Source organism: Bordetella muralis (assembly GCF_965139205.1).
GTDB lineage: Bacteria > Pseudomonadota > Gammaproteobacteria > Burkholderiales > Burkholderiaceae_B > Bordetella_A > Bordetella_A muralis.
This window is the reverse complement of sequence record NZ_CBCSIU010000005.1, coordinates 122332-142779: the sequence shown is the minus strand read 5'-3', so window position 1 is coordinate 142779 and position 20448 is coordinate 122332. Positions and strand designations below refer to the sequence as shown.

Below are 20448 nucleotides of genomic sequence, written 5' to 3'. Positions count from 1 at the left end.
TTTGCATTTAGGGGGTTATGCGGACGACGACGGCTTGAATTTTCGGCTATTGTTCCCATATCAGACGTAACGGATTCGGATAACCAGCTCTGCTTGGGATCCGATCTACATTACGCCGAGTCAAATCAAGGAATCCTATATGTCTGCCAGTCAGACCCTGCCATCCGAACCCATCGACCTGCCGCTGCTGCCTCTGCGCGACGTGGTGGTGTTCCCGCACATGGTTATTCCGCTATTTGTGGGCCGTCCCCGTTCGATCAAGGCGCTCGAAGTCGCCATGGAATCGGGCAAAAGCATCATGCTGGTGGCGCAAAAATCCGCCGGCAAAGACGATCCTACGCCCGAAGACGTCTACGAAATCGGCTGCGTGGCCAGCATTCTGCAAATGCTCAAATTGCCTGACGGCACCGTCAAGGTGCTGGTTGAGGGCACGCAACGCGCACGTATCGATACGATCGACGACGCCGAAACGCATTTCGTGTGCCAGGTGACTCCCGTCGAGCTCGATCCTGCGCAAAGCTCAGAGACTGAGGCGCTGCGTCGCGCGATCGTGGCCCAGTTCGAGCAGTACGTCAAACTCAACAAAAAGATCCCGCCCGAGATTCTGACCTCGCTGGCCGGGATCGACGATGCCGGCCGTTTGGCCGACACCATCGCCGCGCATCTGCCGCTCAAGCTCGAGCAAAAGCAGACAATGCTGGAAATCCTCGGTACTTCCGAGCGCCTCGAGGGCTTGCTGACGCAGCTGGAAACGGAAATCGACATTCTCCAGGTCGAAAAGCGTATCCGTGGCCGCGTCAAAAAGCAGATGGAAAAGAGCCAGCGCGACTACTATCTGAACGAGCAAGTCAAAGCCATTCAGAAAGAGTTGGGCGAGGGCGAAGAAGGCGCCGACATCGAAGAGCTCGAAAAGAAAATCATTGCTGCGCATATGCCCAAAGATGCGCGCAAGAAAGCCGACGCCGAGCTCAAAAAGCTCAAGCTCATGTCGCCCATGTCGGCCGAAGCCACCGTGGTGCGCAACTACATCGATACGCTCATCAATCTTCCCTGGAAGAAAAAGAGCAAGATCAACAACTCCATCAGCAACGCGGAAAACGTGCTCGATGACGATCACTATGGCCTGGAAAAGGTCAAAGAGCGCATCGTCGAATACCTTGCCGTGCAACAGCGTGTAGACAAGGTCAAGGCCCCGATTCTCTGCCTGGTAGGCCCTCCTGGCGTCGGTAAAACCTCGCTGGGACAATCCATCGCGCGTGCGACGAATCGCAAGTTCGTCCGCATGGCTTTGGGCGGCGTACGCGACGAGGCCGAGATCCGTGGCCATCGCCGCACCTACATTGGCTCCATGCCCGGCAAGATCGTGCAGAACATGAGCAAGGTCGGTGTGCGTAACCCGCTATTCCTGCTGGACGAGATCGACAAACTCGGTATGGATTTCCGCGGTGATCCCGCCTCGGCATTGCTCGAGGTGCTCGATCCCGAGCAGAACCACACGTTCCAGGATCACTACATCGAAGTCGACTTTGATCTGTCCGACGTCATGTTCGTGGCAACCAGCAACACGCTGAACATCCCGCCCGCCTTGTTGGATCGTATGGAAGTCATTCGTCTGTCGGGCTACACCGAAGACGAAAAAATCCATATCGCTCGTGACCATCTGCTGCCCAAGCTGATGAAGAACAACGGCGTCAAGGAATCCGAGTTGGTGGTCGACGATTCGGCCCTGCGCGATATCGTGCGTTACTACACTCGCGAGGCCGGTGTCCGCGCACTCGAACGCGAAGTCGGCAAGATCTGCCGCAAGGTCGTGAAAGAGTCATTGGCTCAGGCCGACAAGGCCAAGACCGAGGGCAAGGCTGCGTCGCAAGCACTCGAGCCCGTCAAGGTCGACGCCGAGAACCTCAGCAAATACCTGGGCGTGCGTCGTTATACCTTTGGCATGGCAGAAAAGGAAAACCAGATTGGTCAGGTCACCGGTCTGGCCTGGACCGAAGTCGGCGGCGATTTGCTCACGATCGAAGTCGCCGATATGCCGGGCAAGGGCGTGATTCAACGTACCGGTTCGCTTGGTGACGTGATGAAAGAGTCGGTAGAGGCCGCCCGTACCGTCGTGCGCTCGCGTGCACGTCGTCTGGGTTTTGCCGACAGCGTGTTCGAAAAGCACGACATGCACGTTCACGTCCCTGAGGGTGCTACGCCCAAGGACGGCCCATCGGCCGGTATCGCCATCACCACTGCCATGGTCTCGGCCCTGTCGCGCATCCCGGTGCGTGCTGATGTCGCCATGACGGGTGAGATCACCCTGCGTGGCGAGGTCTTGCCGATCGGCGGCCTGAAGGAAAAACTGCTGGCGGCTCACCGTGGTGGTATCAAGACGGTGTTGATCCCCGAGGAAAACGTCAAAGACTTGGCCGATATTCCGGACAACGTCAAAAACCACCTCGAGATCGTGCCGGTGCGTTGGATCGACAAGGTGCTCGAGCTCGCGCTCGAACGCCAGCCCGAGCCACTGTCCGACGAAGAAGTCGTCAAGGAACCCTTGGTCGCCAAAGCAGCGGAAAACGCTGCGCCAAGTGATCCCGTGTTCAAGCACTAAGCCTTAAGCAGTTCGTGCCATGCCAAATGGTATGGCACAAAGGCCCCCGGACTCATTACAAGTCACGTATGAGTCCGGGGGCCTTTTGCTGCTAGCGGCAAGTAGAGCGGTTAATTAATGCAGTGCCTGCGTGCGGATCAGGCCGACGGCAATGCCTTCAAGTGCAAAATCTAGTGTCCCATCCACCACGATCGGCGAGAAGTCTGGATTTTCGGGCAGGAGTTCGATGTGTCCCTGGCGGTGCTGCAGCCGTTTTACCGTAACGTCGTCGCCCAGGCGGGCAACGACGATCTGACCATTGCGCGCCTCGCTGGCTCGTTTGACGGCGAGCAGATCGCCTTCGAGGATGCCGGCGTCGCGCATGCTCATGCCGCGTACTTTCAACAGGTAATCGGGCGTCTGGGCAAACAGCCCCGGATCCACCCCAACCTCGCGCTCGACATGCTCGGCGGCCAGAATGGGGCTGCCTGCTGCTACACGACCTACCAGCGGCAGTAATAACCGGCTCATGGCTTCTGCGGCAAATCCTGCGAGGCTTGGTGGTGCTGAGACGCCGGCAGCCGATGTGGCATGGGAATGAGAAGAACTAGCGGGATCAACGGACTCTATCAGTCGAATGCCGCGCGATGCGCCTGCCGTCAATTCGATGGCCCCCTTGCGTGCGAGGGCCTTGAGGTGGTCCTCAGCGGCATTGGGAGAACGAAAACCCAATGCTCGGGCGATTTCGGCACGAGTAGGAGGAAAGCCGGTGCGTGCCACCGTTTGCCGGATGTGGTTCAGGATTTCCTGTTGGCGTTCGGTAAGTTTGGTAGCCATGGCAATGATCCGCTTCGGACTGTATGAATATACAGCTGGATTTTGGACGAGCCTGTATAAAAAAGCAAGTCAGGTGGGGGCGAATAGGACCGCAGGAAAGATGCACATCGCCAAATGCTCGCCGCAGATGGCAGGCATTTGGTAGGCAGGCCGCGCAGAAAGTAAGCAGAATGTCCGCCTCCTGTAGACGAAGGCGGGTCCCTCGGAAGGGGGGAGGGATGCTGAGATGCGCAGGCTAAAAGAAAAAGGACCCGTTCTTGCGTCCGGGTCCTTCAGTCAGGCGTCGATGCGTCTGCGATTTACTTGATCACCGCCGCGATTGCCTTGGCGACTGTATCGATATTGTGGCTGTTGAGCGCAGCAACGCAGATGCGGCCGCTGGATACAGCATAGATGCCGTGTTCTTCACGCAGGGTGTCGACTTGTGCCGAGGTCAGGCCAGAATACGAGAACATGCCGCGCTGTTCGCGTACGAAGCTGAAGTCTTGCGAGGCGCCCGCAGCCTTGATTTTATCGACCAGTTGTTCGCGCATCAGGCGGATACGGTCACGCATGCCGGCAAGTTCCTGTTCCCACAGCGTGTACAGCTCGGGCGTATTCAACACCGACGACACCACCGTGCCACCGTGCGTGGGCGGGTTGGAGTAGTTGGTGCGGATCACGCGCTTGAGCTGGCTCAGCACGCGTTTGGCTTCGTCCTGATTGCCTGCGACCACGGTCAGGGCGCCCACGCGCTCGCCATACAGCGAGAACGATTTCGAGAACGACGAGCTGATCAGCATCGTCAGGCCCAGATCGGCAAACAGACGCACGACGGCAGCGTCCTCTTGCAGACCGGCGCCAAAGCCTTGGTAAGCGATGTCCAGGAACGGCACCAGGTTGCGCGACTTGACCACCTGGGCGATCTGTTGCCACTGCTCAGCCGTCGGATCAACGCCAGTCGGGTTGTGGCAGCAGGCGTGCAACACGACGATGGTTTGTTCAGGAGCGGCCTGCAGCGAAGCCAGCATGCCCTGAAAATCCAGGCCGTGCGTTGCGGCGTCGTAATAGGTATAGGTGTCGACCGGGAAACCTGCACGCTCGAACAGGGCGCGGTGGTTTTCCCAGCTGGGATTGCTGATCAGCACTTTGGACTGGGGCAGCAATTGGCGCAGGAAATCTGCGCCGATTTTCAGTGCGCCGGTGCCGCCCAGAGCCTGGGTGGTCAGCACGCGGCCTTCGGCGGCCAGCGTGGAATCAGCACCCAGCAACAGCGTTTGAGCGCCCTTGTTGTAGCCGGCAATGCCCTCGATGGGCAGATAGCCGCGTGCCGCGGCGGCTTCGATACGCGCAATTTCGGCCTTGCGCACAGCAGCCAGCAGGGGAATGCGACCGTCGTCATCGTAGTACACGCCCACGCCCAGATTGACTTTACCAGGGCGGGTATCAGCGTTGTATTGTTCGTTCAGACCCAGGATGGGGTCGCGCGGCGCAAGTTCGACGGAATCGAAAAGAGAGCTCATGAGAATTCGCTAAGGGTAGATAGACGCGGAAGGCACTGCTGTGGATAATGGGGGGTTTACCCTCAGACAGTCTAGCATGACAGCTCCTGGATTCGTCGATTTCCCCGACAGCCCCTTTTATTTGTATCAGCCCTATCCGCCCGCAGGCGACCAGCCTGGCGCGATCGAGGGGCTGAGCGAGGGCATTCGTGACGGTTTGATGTGCCAGACCTTGCTGGGTGTGACAGGCTCGGGCAAGACCTACACCATGGCCAATATCATCGCCCGGCTCGGTCGGCCCGCGTTGGTATTGGCGCCAAACAAGACGCTGGCGGCCCAGTTGTATGCCGAAATGCGCGAGTTCTTTCCCAAGAACGCCGTCGAGTATTTCGTGTCGTACTACGACTACTATCAGCCCGAGGCGTACGTCCCCACGCGCGATCTGTTCATTGAAAAGGATTCGTCCATCAACGAACATATCGAGCAAATGCGCCTGTCTGCGACCAAGAGTCTGCTGGAGCGGCGCGACACGGTGATCGTCGGAACCGTCTCGTGTATCTACGGTATTGGTAATCCCGGTGATTACCACGCGATGGTGTTGATTCTGCGCTCTGGGGACCACATTTCCCGGCGCGAAATCCTGGCTCGCCTGGTCGCCATGCAGTACACGCGCAACGATGCGGACTTCACGCGTGGCACATTCCGTGTGCGCGGCGAGACGATCGATATTTTCCCGGCGGAAAGCCCCGAATTGGCGCTGCGCCTGACGCTGTTCGATGACGAGATCGAGGCGCTGGAATTGTTCGACCCGCTGACGGGCCGCGTGCGCCAAAAAGTCCCGCGCTTTACCGTCTACCCGGGTTCGCACTACGTCACGCCGCGTGATACCGTGCTGCGCGCCATCGAGACGATCAAGGAAGAGCTGCGCGAGCGCCTGAAATTTTTGACTGCCGACGGCAAACTTGTCGAAGCGCAGCGCCTGGAGCAGCGTACGCGTTTCGATCTGGAGATGCTGCAAGAACTCGGGTTTTGCAAGGGCATCGAGAACTACTCCCGGCATTTGTCCGGGGCAGCAGCAGGCGAGCCGCCGCCTACGCTGATCGACTATCTACCGTCCGATGCATTGATGTTCATCGATGAAAGCCACGTCACGATCGGGCAACTGGGGGGTATGTATCGGGGGGACAGGGCGCGTAAGGAAACCCTGGTGCAGTATGGTTTTCGGCTGCCTTCTGCGCTGGACAACCGCCCATTGAAACTCGAGGAATTCGAGGCGCGTATGCGCCAGTGCGTGTTTGTATCGGCGACGCCTGCTGCGTACGAGCAAGAGCATGCGGATAACGTGGTCGAGCAGGTTGTACGGCCGACCGGGTTGGTGGATCCTCAGGTCGAAGTGCGCCCCGCGCGTACCCAGGTCGACGATTTGCTGGGCGAAATCAAGCAACGCGTGGCCGCTCAGGAACGGGTGCTGGTCACGACCCTGACCAAACGCATGGCCGAGGATTTGACGGATTATCTGTCCGAGCACGGCGTTCGGGTTCGCTATTTGCACTCCGATATCGACACAGTCGAACGGGTCGAGATCATTCGTGATCTGCGATTGGGCACCTTTGATGTGTTGGTCGGCATCAACTTGCTACGCGAGGGGTTGGATATCCCTGAGGTGTCGCTGGTCGCCATCCTCGATGCTGACAAAGAGGGCTTTCTCCGTTCGGAGCGCAGCTTGATCCAGACGATCGGCCGCGCAGCGCGAAACCTCAACGGCCATGCCATTTTGTACGCCGACCAGATCACTGCTTCCATGCGGCGAGCCATGGACGAAACAGAGCGCCGGCGCAACAAGCAACTGCAATTCAACGTGGACAACGGCATCACCGCGCGTGGCGTGAACAAGGCGGTGCGCGAACTCATCGACGGCATCGTTGCCCCGGTTCGTCACGATACGCTGGAGGCGGCCATCGGCCCCGAGGTCTTGGCCGACGAAAAGGCCGTGGCGAAGGAGATTCGCCGCCTCGAAAAGCTCATGACGGACCACGCCCGCAACCTGGAGTTCGAACAAGCCGCCGCTGCGCGAGACGCGCTGAACGCGCTCAAGCAACGCGTCTTGTTGGATGGGGCGGCCTAGCGGGAGGGCCTGGAACGTGCACCTTTGGGCTCCGCGACGCGGGTCTCATCGTGCCGTTGCGCAGGCTCGAGAGGGGCGGTCAATAGCCTTAACGAGGCGGTGCTTCAGCGCATCGACCGGCGGCAGTTACAGGTCGCTGCTGCGCTGCGGTCAATCCAACGGGTTTGTTACAAGCAATGGTCCAAATAGCTGATGTTTTACTTGTAATTATTGTTTTATGTCATTGACTTTTAACGTAAAAATTACAGTAACACTAAAGAGCGGCCCAGTTGCGCAATTGCAAAAAAAACTTGCTATATTCCGGGTTTTCCCGCAGACTTACACCCATGATGACCAAGGTACTTTTCGTTTGCATGGGTAACATCTGCCGCTCCCCGAGCGCAGAGGGCGTTTTTCGCCATTTGGTGAGCGATGCCGGTTTGGGGGACGTGGTGCGTGTGGATTCCGCTGGTACGCATGCCTATCACATTGGCGAGGCGCCTGACGCCCGCGCCCAGGCGGCCGCTCGCAAGCGCGGCTACGAGATCAACCATTGCGAGGCCCGCCAGGTGACGGCGGACGACTTCCGCGAATTTGATCTCATTTTGGCTATGGATTGGGACAACCTTTCCGCGCTGCAACAGCAATGCCCGAAAATTTATCAGCACAAGCTGATGCTGTTGATGCGCTTTGCCAACGAATTCGAAGAAGCCACAGTGCCTGATCCGTACTATGGCGGCCTCGATGGCTTCGGCAAGGTCCTGGATTACCTCGAGGATGCCTGTCAGGGCGTACTGGAACTGGTCCGCAAGCGGGCTACCCAGTACCAGGCAGCCTAATCATTGGCTATAGCTTAAGCTGGTTCGGCCAGCCCAAAAACCGCGCCTCGGCGCGGTTTTTTATGGTGGATGCGTGCCTCCCGATTCTGGGTGAGGGGCGTTGTGCGGGCTGTAGGGTGTGATCTCTGTGGCCGGCTGCGAGCCGGGTCCGGGTGGTCTCCTCGCTATCTGGCTTATATGTATATTCCCGAAGATGACTTAGCAATTTAGTCGGGAATTTGCTATACTTGACGCAATTACTCAGGTATTGGTTGCCCGGTGATGGGCGCCAGCACGTTTCCACAGGAATCCACCATGCGGCTCACTACAAAGGGGCGTTTCGCGGTTACCGCGATGATCGACCTGGCCATGCGGCAGCACAGCGGTCCGGTAACGCTCGCGGCGATCAGTCAGCGCCAGAATATCTCGCTTTCTTATCTCGAGCAGCTCTTCGGCAAACTGCGCCGGCACGAGCTGGTCGATAGTGTGCGCGGCCCTGGCGGCGGTTATTCGCTGGCCCGTCTCGCGCGCAATGTCACGGTTGCCGACATCATTTTTGCGGTAGACGAGCCGCTGGACGCCACTAGCTGTGGCGGCAAGCACGACTGCACCAGCGGTCGTGACGGCAAGTCCGGCAAGTGCATGACGCACGAGCTCTGGACCACGCTGAACCGCAAAATGGTCGATTACCTAGATTCCGTTTCCCTGCAAGATTTGGTCGATCAGCAACGTCTGCGCCAACTGCAGGAGGCCTCCAAGGCGGCACAAGGTTCCACCGTACGGATGGAGCGGGGGACGGGCGAAACCGTCGCGACCGTGTCCGCCGTAGCCGCCGACGCCACCGTATAAGCAGGAGTAGCACTTCATGACCACTCGCCCAATTTATCTCGATTACTCTGCCACCACGCCAGTCGATCCGCGCGTGGTCGACAAAATGGTGCCTTGGCTGTACGACAACTTTGGCAACCCCGCATCGCGTAGCCACGCCTTCGGCTGGGAGGCCGAAGAGGCGGTCGAAAACGCCCGCAACGAAGTCGCCAAACTCGTCAACGCCGATCCCCGCGAGATCATCTGGACGTCCGGTGCGACCGAGTCGGATAACCTGGCCCTCAAGGGCGCAGCCAATTTCTACGCCGAGCGCGGCAAGCACATCATTACGGTCAAGACCGAGCACAAGGCGGTGCTGGACACCTGTCGGGAGCTGGAGCGCCAAGGCTTCGAGGTTACCTACCTCGATGTGCGTGATGACGGTCTGCTGGATCTGGACGTTTTCAAGGCAGCGCTTCGTCCCGACACCATTCTGGTTTCGGTGATGATGGTCAACAACGAAATCGGCGTGATCCAGGATATCGAGACACTGGGCGAGATCTGCCGCGAAAAGGGCATTATTTTCCACGTGGATGCGGCGCAGGCTACCGGCAAGGTCGAGATCGATCTGCAAAAGCTGAAAGTCGATCTGATGGCGTTCTCGGCACACAAGACTTACGGTCCCAAGGGCATCGGCGCCTTGTATGTGCGTCGCAAGCCGCGTGTGCGTATCGAGGCGCAGGTCCATGGCGGTGGTCACGAGCGCGGTTTCCGCTCGGGCACGCTGGCCACGCACCAGATCGTCGGTATGGGTGAAGCATTCCGTCTGGCGCGCGAGGAGATGGGCACTGAAAACGAACGCATCCGCATGCTGCGCGATCGTTTGTGGGCAGGTCTGTCGCAGATCGAGGAAACCTACCTGAACGGCAGCATGGAGCATCGCGTTCCGCACAATCTGAACGTCAGCTTCAACTATGTCGAAGGCGAGTCGCTGATCATGGCGATCAAGGAACTGGCCGTTTCCAGCGGCTCGGCCTGCACCTCGGCCAGCCTGGAGCCGTCGTATGTGTTGCGGGCGCTTGGCCGCAATGACGAGCTGGCGCACAGCTCCATTCGTTTTACGCTGGGTCGCTTCACTACCGAGCAGGAAGTCGACTTCACGATCGAACTCATCAAGAGCCGCGTGGGCAAATTGCGCGATATGTCGCCTCTGTGGGAAATGGCCCAGGAAGGCATTGACCTGAATAGCGTGCAGTGGGCTGCCCACTAAGCTGCCCCGCGACAGATACAGGAGAAACATCATGGCATACAGCACCAAAGTTCTGGATCACTACGAAAACCCCCGCAATGTGGGCTCGTTCGAAAAGGGTGACGACTCGATCGGCACCGGCATGGTCGGCGCGCCGGCTTGCGGCGACGTGATGAAGCTGCAAATCAAGGTGAACGATTCGGGCATCATCGAAGACGCACGTTTCAAGACCTATGGCTGTGGTTCGGCCATTGCGTCCAGCTCGCTGGTGACGGAGTGGGTCAAGGGCAAATCGCTGGACGAAGCCCTCAACATCCGCAATACGCAGATTGCCGAAGAGCTGGCTTTGCCGCCCGTGAAGATCCACTGTTCGATTTTGGCCGAAGACGCCATCAAGGCTGCCGTCCAGGATTACAAAGACAAGCATGCTGTGCCCGCGCAAGCTGACGCAGCGGCGGTTGCGACGGCGGGCTGAGCGATGGCCGTAACCTTGACCCAACAGGCGGCCTCGCATATTGGGCGCTACCTGCAAAAGCGTGGCAAGGGCGTTGGCCTGCGCCTTGGCGTGCGTACCACGGGATGTTCGGGCATGGCTTACAAGCTCGAATATGTCGATGACCCCGCATCCGAAGACGTGATCTTCGAAAGCTTTGGCGTCAAGGTGTTCGTCGATCCCAAGAGTCTTTCGTATCTGGACGGCACTGAGCTCGACTATGCGCGCGAAGGCCTGAACGAGGGCTTCAAGTTCAGCAATCCCAACGAAAAGGCGACCTGCGGCTGCGGCGAGTCGTTCACGGTGTAGTCTTGGCCGCGGACGATCACTTCAGTTTGTTTGGTTTGCCCGCGCGATTCAATATCGACGGACAGGCACTCGAGAGCGCGTGGCGTACGGTGGCTGCACAGGTGCATCCCGATCGTTTTGCGACGGCCAGTCCGGCCGAGCGCCGTGTCGCGATGCAGTGGGCGGCGCGTGCCAACGAGGCTTATCGGCAGTTGCGGGACCCGTTATTACGGGCGCGTTATTTGTGCGAGCAAGCAGGCGTCGATCTGCAAACCGAAAGCAATACGTCGATGGACGTGTCGTTTCTGATGCAGCAGATGCAATGGCGCGAAATGCTGGACGATGCGCGCAACGATCCTGACGCGTACGCAGCGCTCGGAGCCGAGTTGACTCAGGCGCGCCAGCAGATGCAAGACACCCTCACGACATTGCTCGACGAGCGCCAGGACTACGCCGCCGCGGGCAGCAAAGTACGAGAGTGGATGTTCGTCGAGAAACTGGCGCAAGAACTCGCCGCGGTGCAAGTGACCCACTAGCGGTTATAGTGCCGGCGTTGCGCGACTTGCGCCGCTTTTTCGTTTTTCGATTCGAAGCATAATCATGGCCTTATTGCAGATTTCCGAGCCTGGCGAATCGCCAGCGCCACACCAACGCAAGCTGGCAGTGGGCATCGACCTGGGAACGACAAATTCCTTGGTCGCCGCCGTGCGCAGCAGTGCCTCAGAGGTCCTGCGCGACGCCGATGGCCAAGCCTTGCTGCCATCCGCCGTCCGGTATTTTGCCGATGGCAAAGTCAACATCGGCCGGCAAGCATTGGCGCAGCAGGCTGCGGATCCTTTGAACACTATTGTGTCGGTCAAGCGCTTCATGGGGCGTTCGCTCGATGAGGCTGTGGCCAGCGGAGCGCCGTACGAGTTTGTCGACGCACCGGGCATGGTGCGGCTGCGCACTGTACAGGGCGATTTGAGCCCGGTCGAGATCTCGGCACAGATATTGGCTACCTTGCGCCAACGCGCCGAAGACGTGTTGGGCGATGACTTGGTCGGTGCTGTGATTACCGTGCCCGCGTATTTCGATGATGCGCAGCGTCAGGCGACGCGCGACGCGGCACGTTTGGCGGGTCTGAATGTTTTGCGCCTGTTGAATGAGCCTACCGCTGCGGCGATCGCTTATGGCCTGGATCAGGCTGCCGAGGGCACTTACGCTGTGTATGACTTGGGCGGAGGCACGTTTGATGTTTCCATCCTGCGTTTGACCAAAGGGGTGTTCGAGGTCGTTGCTACCGGAGGCGATACCGCATTGGGCGGCGACGATTTCGATTGGCTCATCGGCGAGTATGCCTACGCGGCTTTGGCGGGTGAGGGCGCTGCGGGAGCAGTGTCCAATGCGTCTCATGATGGTCAATCGTCGCTCAGGTCGTTGGCCCCCGCCGATCGTCGTGCTTTGCTCGTTGCCGCCCGTGCGGCGCGCGAGGCCTTGTCTGACGCTGACAGCGCGACGCTGAACGTGGTGTTGCAAGACGGCCGTGCGTTGAACGTCACATTGAGCCGTGCCCAGTTCGAACAGTTGGCGCAGCCGCTGGTGCGCCGTACGTTGGATCGTGCCCGCGCGGCATTGCGTGATGCGGATTTGACTGTGTCCGAGGTCAAAGGCGTCGTGATGGTAGGCGGAGCCACTCGTATGCCGGTGATCCGTCAAGCGGTGGGTGATCTGTTTGGAACGCAGCCTCTGGTCGATCTGGATCCCGATCAAGTGGTAGCGCTGGGCGCGGCATTGCAGGCCAATTTGCTGGCCGGCAACCGTATGCCTGGCGAGGACTGGTTGCTATTGGATGTGACGCCCCTGTCGCTGGGTTTGGAAACCATGGGCGGCCTGGTCGAACGCATCATTCCTCGCAACAGCACGATTCCGGTGGCACGCGCCCAGGAGTTCACCACGTTCAAAGACGGCCAAGGCGCCATGAGCGTGCATGTGGTGCAGGGCGAACGTGAGTTGGTGTCCGACTGCCGTTCGCTGGCCCGTTTCGAGTTGCGGGGCATTCCCCCCATGGTGGCAGGTGCGGCGCGGATTCGCGTGACGTTCCAGGTCGACGCCGATGGTCTGTTGAGCGTGACGGCGCGCGAGCAAAGCACCGGTGTCGAGGCCTCAGTGTCGGTCAAACCCTCGTACGGCCTGTCGGATGACGAGATCACCCGCATGTTGGCCGATAGCGTGGCGCAGGCGGACAGCGATGCGCGAGCCCGCATGCTGCGTGAGCAGCAGGTCGAGGCCCGTCAACTCGTTGAATCCGTGCAGGCCGCGCTGGCTGCCGATGGGGACTTGTTGGACACGGCGGAACGACAGTTGGTGGACGAGCGTGTCGCGGCTGCCGCCGCTGCGCAAGGCGCTGACGATGTCGACGTCGTACGCGCCGCTGTGCAAGCCTTGTCCGATGCCACCGAAGAATTCGCCGCCCGCCGCATGGATCGTGGTATCCGTGCAGCGCTGGCTGGCCGTAAATTAGACGAACTCGCCTGACGTATGCCTAAACTCACCGTATTGCCTCACCCGGAATTGTGCCCCGAGGGTGCCGTCATCGAAGACGCACCCAAGGGTCAGTCTATCTGCCGTGTCCTGCTCAACAATCACATTGATATCGAGCATGCGTGCGAATTATCATGTGCCTGCACGACCTGTCATGTGATTGTGCGCGAAGGCTTTTCCTCGTTGGAGGATGCGTCGGATAGCGAAGAAGACATGCTGGACAAGGCTTGGGGATTGAGCTCGACTTCTCGTCTGTCGTGCCAGGCGATTGTCGAGGACACCGACCTGACGGTCGAGATCCCCAAATACACGATCAATCACGCGAAAGAGGCACACTGATGAAGTGGGTAGATACATACGATATCGCCGCCGCCTTGGTGGATACGCATCCGGATGTCGATCCCAACACCGTGCGTTTTACGCAGCTGCGTGAATGGGTCATCGCCTTGCCCGGGTTTGATGATGATCCCAGCCGCAGCGGGGAAAAAATCCTCGAGGCGATCCAAATGGCATGGATCGAAGAAGCGGATTGATTTTCCGCGCGGCGTGCGAGGTCACGTCAAAGAATGAAACCCCGACACTGGGACATGCGCTCAGTGGCCGGGGTTTTTTGTTGCGGGCCGCAAGGCACCGATCATGAAGGAGTTCTGCCACACCTTCATGGAGGACTGCTTGCTATCGGTGAGGCATTCATACGCTCTTATCCCAAGCTACCGGCAAAGCGACGTGCGTAGTCTTCACGTTCGAATGCCTCGATCACGAAGTCGATAAAGACTCGCGTCTTGCCCGGGAGCAGGTCGCGACTCGCATAGTAGAGCGAGATTGCGCCCGCATCGGCCCACCAGCGCGGCAAAACTCGCACAAGCTGCCCCGACTCCAATCCTGCTAGCACATCAGGCACGGCCAGCATGGCGATACCTAAGCCTAGCTGCACCGACTCCCTCAGCGCAGCAGGGTCGTTGACCACCAAAGTCTCGCGCATCAACGCGGCAGCCTGATCGCCTTGTGCGTTGCGCATATTCCAGGTACGGATGCGGCCCGACTTGAGTGAACGCATGACGATTCCGTCCAGCTCAATCAGTCCGGATGGGTCAGCAGGTGTCGTGCGTCGGGCCAGATAGGCAGGAGATGCGACGGCGATGATGTGCGCTGGTGCCAATGTCCGGGCGACCATGCCGGGTGTGAGCTCGAAGCCACCACCAATAGCGGCGTCGTAGCCTTCGGCGATCAGGTCCACCTCGCGGTTCTCGAAATGCCACTCGGGCTTGATGCGAGGGTAGCGCTGCAAGAAGTCCGGCAGTAGCGGCAGAATGTGGCTCATCCCGAAGGTTGGCGGCAGGCTGATCTTGAGCACGCCCGCAGGCTGTCCGTCATCTGCCGATACCGACGCAATGGCGTTTTGCAAAGACTCCAGATTGCCGCCGATCGCGCTCAAGAATGCTTCACCCGCCTCGGTCAGCGTCAACTTGCGGGTTGAGCGATGGAACAGCCGTACTTTTAGGTTGCGCTCCAGCATGGCCACGTTCCGGCTTACTGCTGCCGGCGTGAGCGCCAACCGCCGCGCCGCAGCCGAAAAGCTTCCGCTCTCGGCACTGCGCACGAATGACTCCAAGTTGGCCAAGGTCTCCATCTGTGGATATTAAACTAATGCTTGAAGATAATCCAAGTCATTTGATACTAATCAACGAGCAATAAAAGCGCGAAAGTTACTCCACCGAATATCTCGGCATTTAAACGGAGTGACCTATGAACGACACAACTTCTACCCAATCGCTTCCGCTGGTCGGCAAGACGGCTTTCGTCACCGGCGGTTCTCGCTCAATCGGGGCGGCCATCACCAAGCAACTCGCTGCGGACGGCGCCCAGGTCGCCTTTACCTACCGCGGCTCGCCTGACTCGGCCAAGCAAACGATCGCGGATATCGAGTCGGCCGGTGGCCGCGCGCTGGCCATCGTCGCCGATGCTGCGGATCCGGACGCCGTGCGCGCGGCCATCACCAAGACGGTCGAGACATTTGGCGGTCTGGACATTCTGGTGAACAACGCCGGAATCGCGTCGGCGAGCCCGATCGACCAGATTACGTTCGAGGACTATCAAGCGATGCTCGCGGTCAACGTCACGGGCGTGTTCGTTGCCACGCAGGAAGCCGTACGCCACATGAGGGAAGGCGGCCGCATCGTGCACATCGGTAGTTCGGCGACGAAGTATGCCGGTGTGCCCGGCCTCTCGGTGTACGGGCTCACCAAGGGAGCCATCGCTGGTTTTAACCGCAGCTTGGCATACGACCTGGGCCCGCGTGGCATCACCGTCAATACCGTGCACCCCGGGCCCGTAGACACGGACATGAATCCGGTCGATAGCGAGTGGGCCAAGTTGCTCATCCCCGGTATCGCCGTCGGCCGTTACGGCAAGCCGAATGAAATCGCCAGCGTCGTGGCGTTTCTCGCCAGTCCACAGGCATCCTATGTCACGGGTGCCGACATCCTGGTCGACGGCGGTTTCACGTCTTGAGCGCCTCTGGAGTGGACCCGTTAGTCCGCTCCGTACGACTGCAAAGCCAATCTTCATCATCAGACAGCACTTCATCTTCGGTCGAGGAGATTCATCATGAACCCGTCGCTTCCTTCTATCGGCATCATCGGTGCAGGTCATATCGGCGCGGCCTTCGCGCGCGCGCTGGCACGCTGCAACATCCCGGCCATCCTGTCCAACAGCCGCGGGCCGGAGAGTCTGCAAGTGCTGGTGCAGAGCATTGGTCCCGGCATACGCGCCGGCACACGAGAGGAAGCGGCCGCGCAGGCCATCGTGTTGGTCGCGGTGAACTGGTCGAAGTTGCCGGGTGCCCTAGCCGGGCTGCCTGATTTCGAGGGGCGCATCGTTATCGATGCTAACAATCCGATCGAGGCGCCGCTGTTCAAGCCCATCGACCTTCATGGTCGCACATCGAGCCAGTCATTCGCTGATCTGGTGCCGGGTGCGCACGTTGTGAAGGCATTCAATCATCTCCGTCCCCAACTGCTCTTCGCCGATCCAGCGGAGCGCGGAGGGCGACGCGTTCTGTTCTTCGCGGGCGACCACCACCCCGCCAAGGCGCAGGTCAGTGCGTTGATCGATCAACTGGGCTTCGCGGGTATCGATCTCGGCACGCTGGCCGTGGGTGGACGCATGACGCAGTTCCCAGGTGGGCCGTTGCCCTCGCTAGAACTGGTGCAGTTTGGTTGACAACCGCACCCCAATACCCAATCGAGGATCAATGCATGTCTGATACTACCGATTCAACCGCTCTGACCCAGCCTGCTGCTGTGTCGCATGCCGCATGGTTGGCAGTCTTTTCTCTGGCATTCGGAGCTTTCGGTCTGGTGACGGCGGAATTTCTGCCTGTTAGTTTGCTGACTCCAATGGCAGTTGAGCTAGGCGTCTCCAATGGCATGGTGGGCCAAGCCGTTACGGCCACGGCCGTGATCGCTGCCATCGCCGGTCCGCTTCTTATTCTGGGCACGGGCCGACTGGACAGGCAGAAGATCGTCTGGGGACTGATGGGAATGCTCGTTCTCTCCAACGTTCTCTCGGCTTATGCACCCAATATCACGATCCTCCTGATAGCCCGAGCACTGTTGGGGTTCGCCCTTGGCAGTTTCTGGGCCATGATGGCTGCGCTCGCCCTGCGGCTAGTTCCTGCTGACAAGGTACCGCGAGCGATTTCAATCATCATCATGGGCATTTCGGTCGCGACAGTCTTCGCCGCGCCGTTGGGCGCATTTCTGGGAGAACTGTGGGGATGGCGAGCAACCTTTCTGGCTGCGTCCGGCATTGGCGCGGTAGCGCTCGTCGTCCAGATGCTGACTCTACCCAGGCTTCCAGCCACTTCGGCCCCTGGCCTTGCCTCTTTCAAGGCGGCGCTATCGCGCCGCTCGGTGGCAATCGGTCTGGCAACAGCACTTCTTGTCGTCTCCGGGCACTTCGCAGGTTTCACCTTCATCCGCCCCTTCCTTGAGGAAGTGCCTCGTCTTGAGGTTTCGACCGTCTCGCTCGCTCTCCTGGTTTTCGGGCTCGGCGGGTTCCTCGGCAATTTCGCCGGCGGAGCCATCGCCGAGCGCAGTCCTGCGTGGGCGGTAGCCAGTGCATCGTTCCTGATTGCCGGCGTCGCCCTCGCGCTCAGCGTCTTTGGGACGATCGCGGGCGTCGCGTTCACGGCGACCGCGCTCTGGGGGTTCGCGTTCGGCGCATTTCCGGTCTCGATCTCGATCTGGAACGCGCGTGTGGCACCCGATCACGCCGAAAGTGCTGGCGCGCTCTTGTCATCGATTTTCCAGGTTGCCATTGCCATGGGCGCGGTTTTAGGAGGCTTGATCATTGACAGGTCCGGCTCAGAGGGCGTGATCGTGTATGTGATTTTTGCAGCACTCGCCGGGGCTGGCGTGATGTTCATCTCCGGACGCGCTGTAGAACGTAAAAGACGGGATGCATAGCCATTCAACGTCTGCAATCTTCGCGCTGGCGGCCCGCGGCCAGCTCTGCGATATCAAATATCTCGATGGGGACGAGGGACGTACCGGAGAACTTTCAGCCTACGCGAGAGAGCACTCGATCCAGTTCCTCTACGACGATCAGCCAGCACGGAATCGCATTGCTTGGCGTCACCATCCCGCCCCCTGTTGCCAGCCAGCTTTCGTATTACGGTGATGCCGGTAGCCACCGCGTGGGGGGCATCAACGCACCAGGCAAGGTAGCTTGTTATTGAATTTCCAGTTCGGCACGAGATACTGCATGGCCATGGCGTCGTCGCGTGCGCCCAGACCGTGCTGCAGATAGAGTTGATGGGCGCGCTCGATGGCGTCCATGTCTAGTTCGATACCCAATCCTCCGGTCTGCGGCAGCTCGATGTACCCTTGTTTGATCTGTAGCGGATTTTGCGTCAGGTATTGGCCGTCTTGCCAGATCCAATGCGTGTCGATCGCGGTGACACGGCCGGGGGCGGCAGCGCCCACGTGGGTGAACATGGCCAGCGAGATGTCGAAATGATTGTTCGAGTGCGAGCCCCAGGTCAGGCCGAAAGCCTGGCAGGTCTGCGCGACGCGCACCGAGCCTTGCAGTGTCCAGAAATGGGGATCGGCCAGCGGGATATCGACGGATTGCAGTGAAAGCGCATGCGCCATTTCGCGCCAGTCAGTGGCGATCATGTTGGTCGCGGTAGGCAGGCCCGTAGCGCGGCGGAATTCGGCCATGACTTCACGGCCGGAGAATACGCCCTCGGCGCCGCAGGGATCTTCTGCGTAGGCCATGACACCATGCAGGTCGCGGCACAGGCGGATCGCGTCTTGCAATAGCCAGCCGCCGTTGGGGTCCAGCGTGATGCGGGCTTTCGGAAAGCGTTCGTGCAGGGCACGGATAGCTTCGACTTCTTCTTCGCCACGCAGCACGCCGCCTTTGAGTTTGAAGTCCTCAAAGCCATAGCGCTGGTAGGATGCCTCGGCAAGTTTGACGATGGCTTCAGGGGTCAAAGCCTTTTCATGGCGCAGGCGCAGCCAGTCGTCCGCGGCGTCGGATTCGCTGTTGTAGGGCAGGGGCGTGGCGTTGCGGTCGCCGACATAGAACAGATAACCCAGCATTTGCACGGAGGTGCGCTGCACGCCTTCGCCTAGCAGGGCGGCCAGCGGGACTTGCAAATGTTGACCCAGCAAGTCCAGCAGCGCTGATTCTGCTGCCGTCACGGCATGAATGGCGACGCGCAAATCAAAGGTTTGCTGGCCACGCCCCGCGCTGTCGCGATTGGCGAAGGCTTGGCGCATTTGGTTCAACGTGCGGTTGTAGTCGCCGATAGCGCTGCCTACGATGATGTCGCGCGCGTCTTCCAAGGTGTCGCGAATCTTTTCTCCGCCGGGCACTTCCCCCGCGCCGGTGTTGCCCGCGCTGTCCGTCAGAATGATCAGATTGCGCGTGAAATACGGGGCGTGTGCGCCGCTCAGGTTGAGCAGCATCGAGTCCTGGCCCGCCACAGGAACGACGCGCATGTGAGTGATGACAGGAGTTTGGCGAGAGGGAGTGGCAGCGGTCGACATGGTGGTTTCTTTAAACAAAGCCTGCTACGGGAAACGTGGTGGCAGAAAATAACGGCGAGAGGTAATCGGCGGGTGTAGAGTGACGGCGTTGGCAGATATCGGTGTGCAAGGGCGGGTATTGCAAACGACTGGCAGGGATGGCGCCCTTGATCGAGCATCGGGATGATAGATCGCTACGTATGGGGACAGGCCCGGGTAGCGATCTATTTTTACCGCGACCGACGGTGATTTATTGCACGGTAATGTTGCCGGTTTCGATCACGTTTTTCCAGCGTTTGCTTTCGTCTTGCTGGAATTTCGTAAAGACCTCTGGAGAGTTGGCGACGACTTCCAGGCCTACGTCGGTAAAGGGTTTGCTGACGGCTGGATCCTTGATGGCCGTGGCCAGGGCTGCGGAGAGTTTGTCGCGGATGTCTGCCGGCAGGTTCTTGGGGGCAACAATGCCTTGCCAGGCATAGACTTCGACACCCGGGACGTTCAGTTCGGCCAAGGTGGGCACGTTCGGCAACACGGGCGAGCGCTTGTTGCCGGTGATGGCGATGGCTTTGAGCTTGCCCGATTGGATGTGTGGCAGCACCGCATTCACGTTCTGGAACGACATATCGACCTGGCTGCCCAGCAGATCGGAGATGGCCGGTGCACCGCCTTTATAGGGGATATGCAGGCCTTTGGTGCCGGTTTTCTGCCAGAACAATTCGGCCGTCAGGTGGTCGGATGAGCCGGAGCCGGAGGTCGCAAAGCTGATCTCGCCGGGTTTGGACTTCAGCAGAGCCAGCACGTCCTGAATCGAGTTGATGCTGGGCGCCAGTTTGGGGCTGACGACCAGGACGTTCGGCGTTTGTACCGCGACGGTCAGGTAGGTGAAATCCTTTGCCGGATCGTAGCTCAGGCCCTTCATCAGGTGGGGAGCGACGACCAGCGGAGCCAGCGAGGTCACCATCAGGGTGTAGCCGTCAGGGGCGGCGCGGGCGACTTGAGAGGCGCCGATGGTGCCGGTGGCGCCCGCTTTGTTTTCCACCACAAAGGATTGCTTCAGTTGTTCGCCGAGTTTGTTCGCAACCGCGCGGGCCACGGAATCCGTCGCGCCGCCCGGCGGAAAGGGGACAACCATGGTGACCGGTTTGTCGGGCCAGGCTTGTGCAGCGCCGGCTGCCAACATGAGGGTCAGGCCTGTGAACCAGTTACGTGCACGCTGGTGCATGTGTCTCTCC

At 59.7% G+C, this 20448-nt stretch carries 19 protein-coding genes; 14 read left to right on the top strand and 5 right to left on the bottom strand.

Translation table 11 applies throughout. From position 1 onward, the window contains the following. The first annotated feature begins 139 nt into the window (after positions 1–139). The gene (lon, locus tag ACNA0I_RS10395) at positions 140–2599 is read left to right on the top strand and encodes an endopeptidase La (protein WP_415805925.1); all 2460 of its coding nucleotides are present in this window, start codon (positions 140–142) and stop codon (positions 2597–2599) included. Between the two features lie 114 nt (positions 2600–2713). On the opposite strand, the gene lexA is transcribed toward lon, so the two are convergent. Together lexA and ACNA0I_RS10385 are read right to left on the bottom strand one after the other, a co-directional pair. Beyond that, positions 2714–3415 (bottom strand): transcriptional repressor LexA, encoded by a 702-nt coding sequence (gene lexA / locus ACNA0I_RS10390; RefSeq protein ID WP_415805924.1) that lies wholly within the window; start codon positions 3413–3415, stop codon positions 2714–2716. Between the two features lie 299 nt (positions 3416–3714). Beyond that, entirely contained in the window at positions 3715–4917 is a 1203-nt protein-coding gene (locus tag ACNA0I_RS10385) for an amino acid aminotransferase (RefSeq protein WP_415805923.1), read from the bottom strand. Between the two features lie 76 nt (positions 4918–4993). On the opposite strand from ACNA0I_RS10385, the gene uvrB reads away from it, so the two are divergent. The 10 genes from uvrB (at position 4994) to iscX (ending at position 13711) form a co-directional block, all read left to right on the top strand. Then, positions 4994–7021 carry an excinuclease ABC subunit UvrB gene (uvrB, locus tag ACNA0I_RS10380; RefSeq protein ID WP_415805922.1) on the top strand — a complete coding sequence of 676 codons (2028 nt, stop codon included), beginning with the start codon at positions 4994–4996 and terminating at the stop codon, positions 7019–7021. A 326-nt stretch (positions 7022–7347) separates the two neighbouring features. Further along, on the top strand, positions 7348–7839 hold the full coding sequence (locus ACNA0I_RS10375; protein ID WP_094821936.1) for a low molecular weight protein-tyrosine-phosphatase: 492 nt from the start codon (positions 7348–7350) through the stop codon (positions 7837–7839). Between the two features lie 294 nt (positions 7840–8133). After that, entirely contained in the window at positions 8134–8667 is a 534-nt protein-coding gene (iscR, locus tag ACNA0I_RS10370) for a Fe-S cluster assembly transcriptional regulator IscR (RefSeq protein WP_415805921.1), read from the top strand. A gap of 16 nt (positions 8668–8683) precedes the next feature. Beyond that, the gene (locus ACNA0I_RS10365; RefSeq protein WP_415805920.1) at positions 8684–9895 is read left to right on the top strand and encodes an IscS subfamily cysteine desulfurase; all 1212 of its coding nucleotides are present in this window, start codon (positions 8684–8686) and stop codon (positions 9893–9895) included. A gap of 31 nt (positions 9896–9926) precedes the next feature. Beyond that, a complete protein-coding gene (gene iscU, locus ACNA0I_RS10360; RefSeq protein ID WP_415805919.1) occupies positions 9927–10349 on the top strand; it encodes a Fe-S cluster assembly scaffold IscU in 423 nt (140 codons plus the stop codon). 3 nt (positions 10350–10352) lie between these two features. After that, positions 10353–10676: an iron-sulfur cluster assembly protein IscA gene (gene iscA / locus ACNA0I_RS10355; protein ID WP_415805918.1), complete on the top strand. Its 324-nt coding sequence runs from the start codon at positions 10353–10355 to the stop codon at positions 10674–10676. A 2-nt stretch (positions 10677–10678) separates the two neighbouring features. Continuing rightward, positions 10679–11191 (top strand): Fe-S protein assembly co-chaperone HscB, encoded by a 513-nt coding sequence (gene hscB, locus ACNA0I_RS10350; RefSeq protein WP_415805917.1) that lies wholly within the window; start codon positions 10679–10681, stop codon positions 11189–11191. Positions 11192–11255: 64 nt separating this feature from the next. Further along, positions 11256–13172: a Fe-S protein assembly chaperone HscA gene (gene hscA, locus ACNA0I_RS10345; RefSeq protein WP_415805916.1), complete on the top strand. Its 1917-nt coding sequence runs from the start codon at positions 11256–11258 to the stop codon at positions 13170–13172. A 3-nt stretch (positions 13173–13175) separates the two neighbouring features. Beyond that, on the top strand, positions 13176–13517 hold the full coding sequence (gene fdx, locus ACNA0I_RS10340; RefSeq protein ID WP_415805915.1) for an ISC system 2Fe-2S type ferredoxin: 342 nt from the start codon (positions 13176–13178) through the stop codon (positions 13515–13517). Then, positions 13517–13711 (top strand): Fe-S cluster assembly protein IscX, encoded by a 195-nt coding sequence (gene iscX / locus ACNA0I_RS10335; RefSeq protein WP_415805914.1) that lies wholly within the window; start codon positions 13517–13519, stop codon positions 13709–13711. The genes fdx and iscX overlap by 1 nt, the downstream gene beginning before the upstream one ends. Before the next feature lie 167 nt (positions 13712–13878). On the opposite strand, the gene ACNA0I_RS10330 is transcribed toward iscX, so the two are convergent. Beyond that, positions 13879–14808: a LysR family transcriptional regulator gene (locus ACNA0I_RS10330; RefSeq protein ID WP_415805913.1), complete on the bottom strand. Its 930-nt coding sequence runs from the start codon at positions 14806–14808 to the stop codon at positions 13879–13881. Positions 14809–14924: 116 nt separating this feature from the next. Between ACNA0I_RS10330 and ACNA0I_RS10325 the strand changes: the two genes are divergently transcribed. The 3 genes from ACNA0I_RS10325 to ACNA0I_RS10315 all read left to right on the top strand — a co-directional run bounded on the left by ACNA0I_RS10325 (position 14925) and on the right by ACNA0I_RS10315 (position 17647). Further along, positions 14925–15689, top strand: a complete 765-nt coding sequence (locus ACNA0I_RS10325) for a 3-oxoacyl-ACP reductase family protein (RefSeq protein WP_415805912.1) — start codon at positions 14925–14927, stop codon at positions 15687–15689. A gap of 96 nt (positions 15690–15785) precedes the next feature. Next, a complete protein-coding gene (locus tag ACNA0I_RS10320) occupies positions 15786–16400 on the top strand; it encodes an NADPH-dependent F420 reductase (RefSeq protein ID WP_415805911.1) in 615 nt (204 codons plus the stop codon). A gap of 35 nt (positions 16401–16435) precedes the next feature. Then, positions 16436–17647 (top strand): MFS transporter, encoded by a 1212-nt coding sequence (locus ACNA0I_RS10315; protein ID WP_415805910.1) that lies wholly within the window; start codon positions 16436–16438, stop codon positions 17645–17647. 240 nt (positions 17648–17887) lie between these two features. Here ACNA0I_RS10315 and gudD read toward each other — a convergent pair whose 3' ends face one another. Both gudD and ACNA0I_RS10305 read right to left on the bottom strand, forming a co-directional pair. Then, positions 17888–19237: a glucarate dehydratase gene (gudD, locus tag ACNA0I_RS10310; protein ID WP_415805909.1), complete on the bottom strand. Its 1350-nt coding sequence runs from the start codon at positions 19235–19237 to the stop codon at positions 17888–17890. A 229-nt stretch (positions 19238–19466) separates the two neighbouring features. Beyond that, positions 19467–20438, bottom strand: a complete 972-nt coding sequence (locus ACNA0I_RS10305) for a Bug family tripartite tricarboxylate transporter substrate binding protein (protein ID WP_415805908.1) — start codon at positions 20436–20438, stop codon at positions 19467–19469. Positions 20439–20448 lie beyond the last annotated feature (10 nt).

Excerpts from the sequence above, each read along its gene's own strand:
- lon (WP_415805925.1), top strand. The coding sequence starts at position 140 with ATGTCTGCCAGTCAGACCCTGCCATCCGAACCCATCGACCTGCCGCTG.
- lexA (WP_415805924.1), bottom strand. The coding sequence starts at position 3,415 with ATGGCTACCAAACTTACCGAACGCCAACAGGAAATCCTGAACCACATC.
- ACNA0I_RS10385 (WP_415805923.1), bottom strand. The coding sequence starts at position 4,917 with ATGAGCTCTCTTTTCGATTCCGTCGAACTTGCGCCGCGCGACCCCATC.
- uvrB (WP_415805922.1), top strand. The coding sequence starts at position 4,994 with ATGACAGCTCCTGGATTCGTCGATTTCCCCGACAGCCCCTTTTATTTG.
- ACNA0I_RS10375 (WP_094821936.1), top strand. The coding sequence starts at position 7,348 with ATGATGACCAAGGTACTTTTCGTTTGCATGGGTAACATCTGCCGCTCC.
- iscR (WP_415805921.1), top strand. The coding sequence starts at position 8,134 with ATGCGGCTCACTACAAAGGGGCGTTTCGCGGTTACCGCGATGATCGAC.
- ACNA0I_RS10365 (WP_415805920.1), top strand. The coding sequence starts at position 8,684 with ATGACCACTCGCCCAATTTATCTCGATTACTCTGCCACCACGCCAGTC.
- iscU (WP_415805919.1), top strand. The coding sequence starts at position 9,927 with ATGGCATACAGCACCAAAGTTCTGGATCACTACGAAAACCCCCGCAAT.
- iscA (WP_415805918.1), top strand. The coding sequence starts at position 10,353 with ATGGCCGTAACCTTGACCCAACAGGCGGCCTCGCATATTGGGCGCTAC.
- hscA (WP_415805916.1), top strand. The coding sequence starts at position 11,256 with ATGGCCTTATTGCAGATTTCCGAGCCTGGCGAATCGCCAGCGCCACAC.
- fdx (WP_415805915.1), top strand. The coding sequence starts at position 13,176 with ATGCCTAAACTCACCGTATTGCCTCACCCGGAATTGTGCCCCGAGGGT.
- iscX (WP_415805914.1), top strand. The coding sequence starts at position 13,517 with ATGAAGTGGGTAGATACATACGATATCGCCGCCGCCTTGGTGGATACG.
- ACNA0I_RS10330 (WP_415805913.1), bottom strand. The coding sequence starts at position 14,808 with ATGGAGACCTTGGCCAACTTGGAGTCATTCGTGCGCAGTGCCGAGAGC.
- ACNA0I_RS10325 (WP_415805912.1), top strand. The coding sequence starts at position 14,925 with ATGAACGACACAACTTCTACCCAATCGCTTCCGCTGGTCGGCAAGACG.
- ACNA0I_RS10320 (WP_415805911.1), top strand. The coding sequence starts at position 15,786 with ATGAACCCGTCGCTTCCTTCTATCGGCATCATCGGTGCAGGTCATATC.
- ACNA0I_RS10315 (WP_415805910.1), top strand. The coding sequence starts at position 16,436 with ATGTCTGATACTACCGATTCAACCGCTCTGACCCAGCCTGCTGCTGTG.
- gudD (WP_415805909.1), bottom strand. The coding sequence starts at position 19,237 with ATGTCGACCGCTGCCACTCCCTCTCGCCAAACTCCTGTCATCACTCAC.
- ACNA0I_RS10305 (WP_415805908.1), bottom strand. The coding sequence starts at position 20,438 with ATGCACCAGCGTGCACGTAACTGGTTCACAGGCCTGACCCTCATGTTG.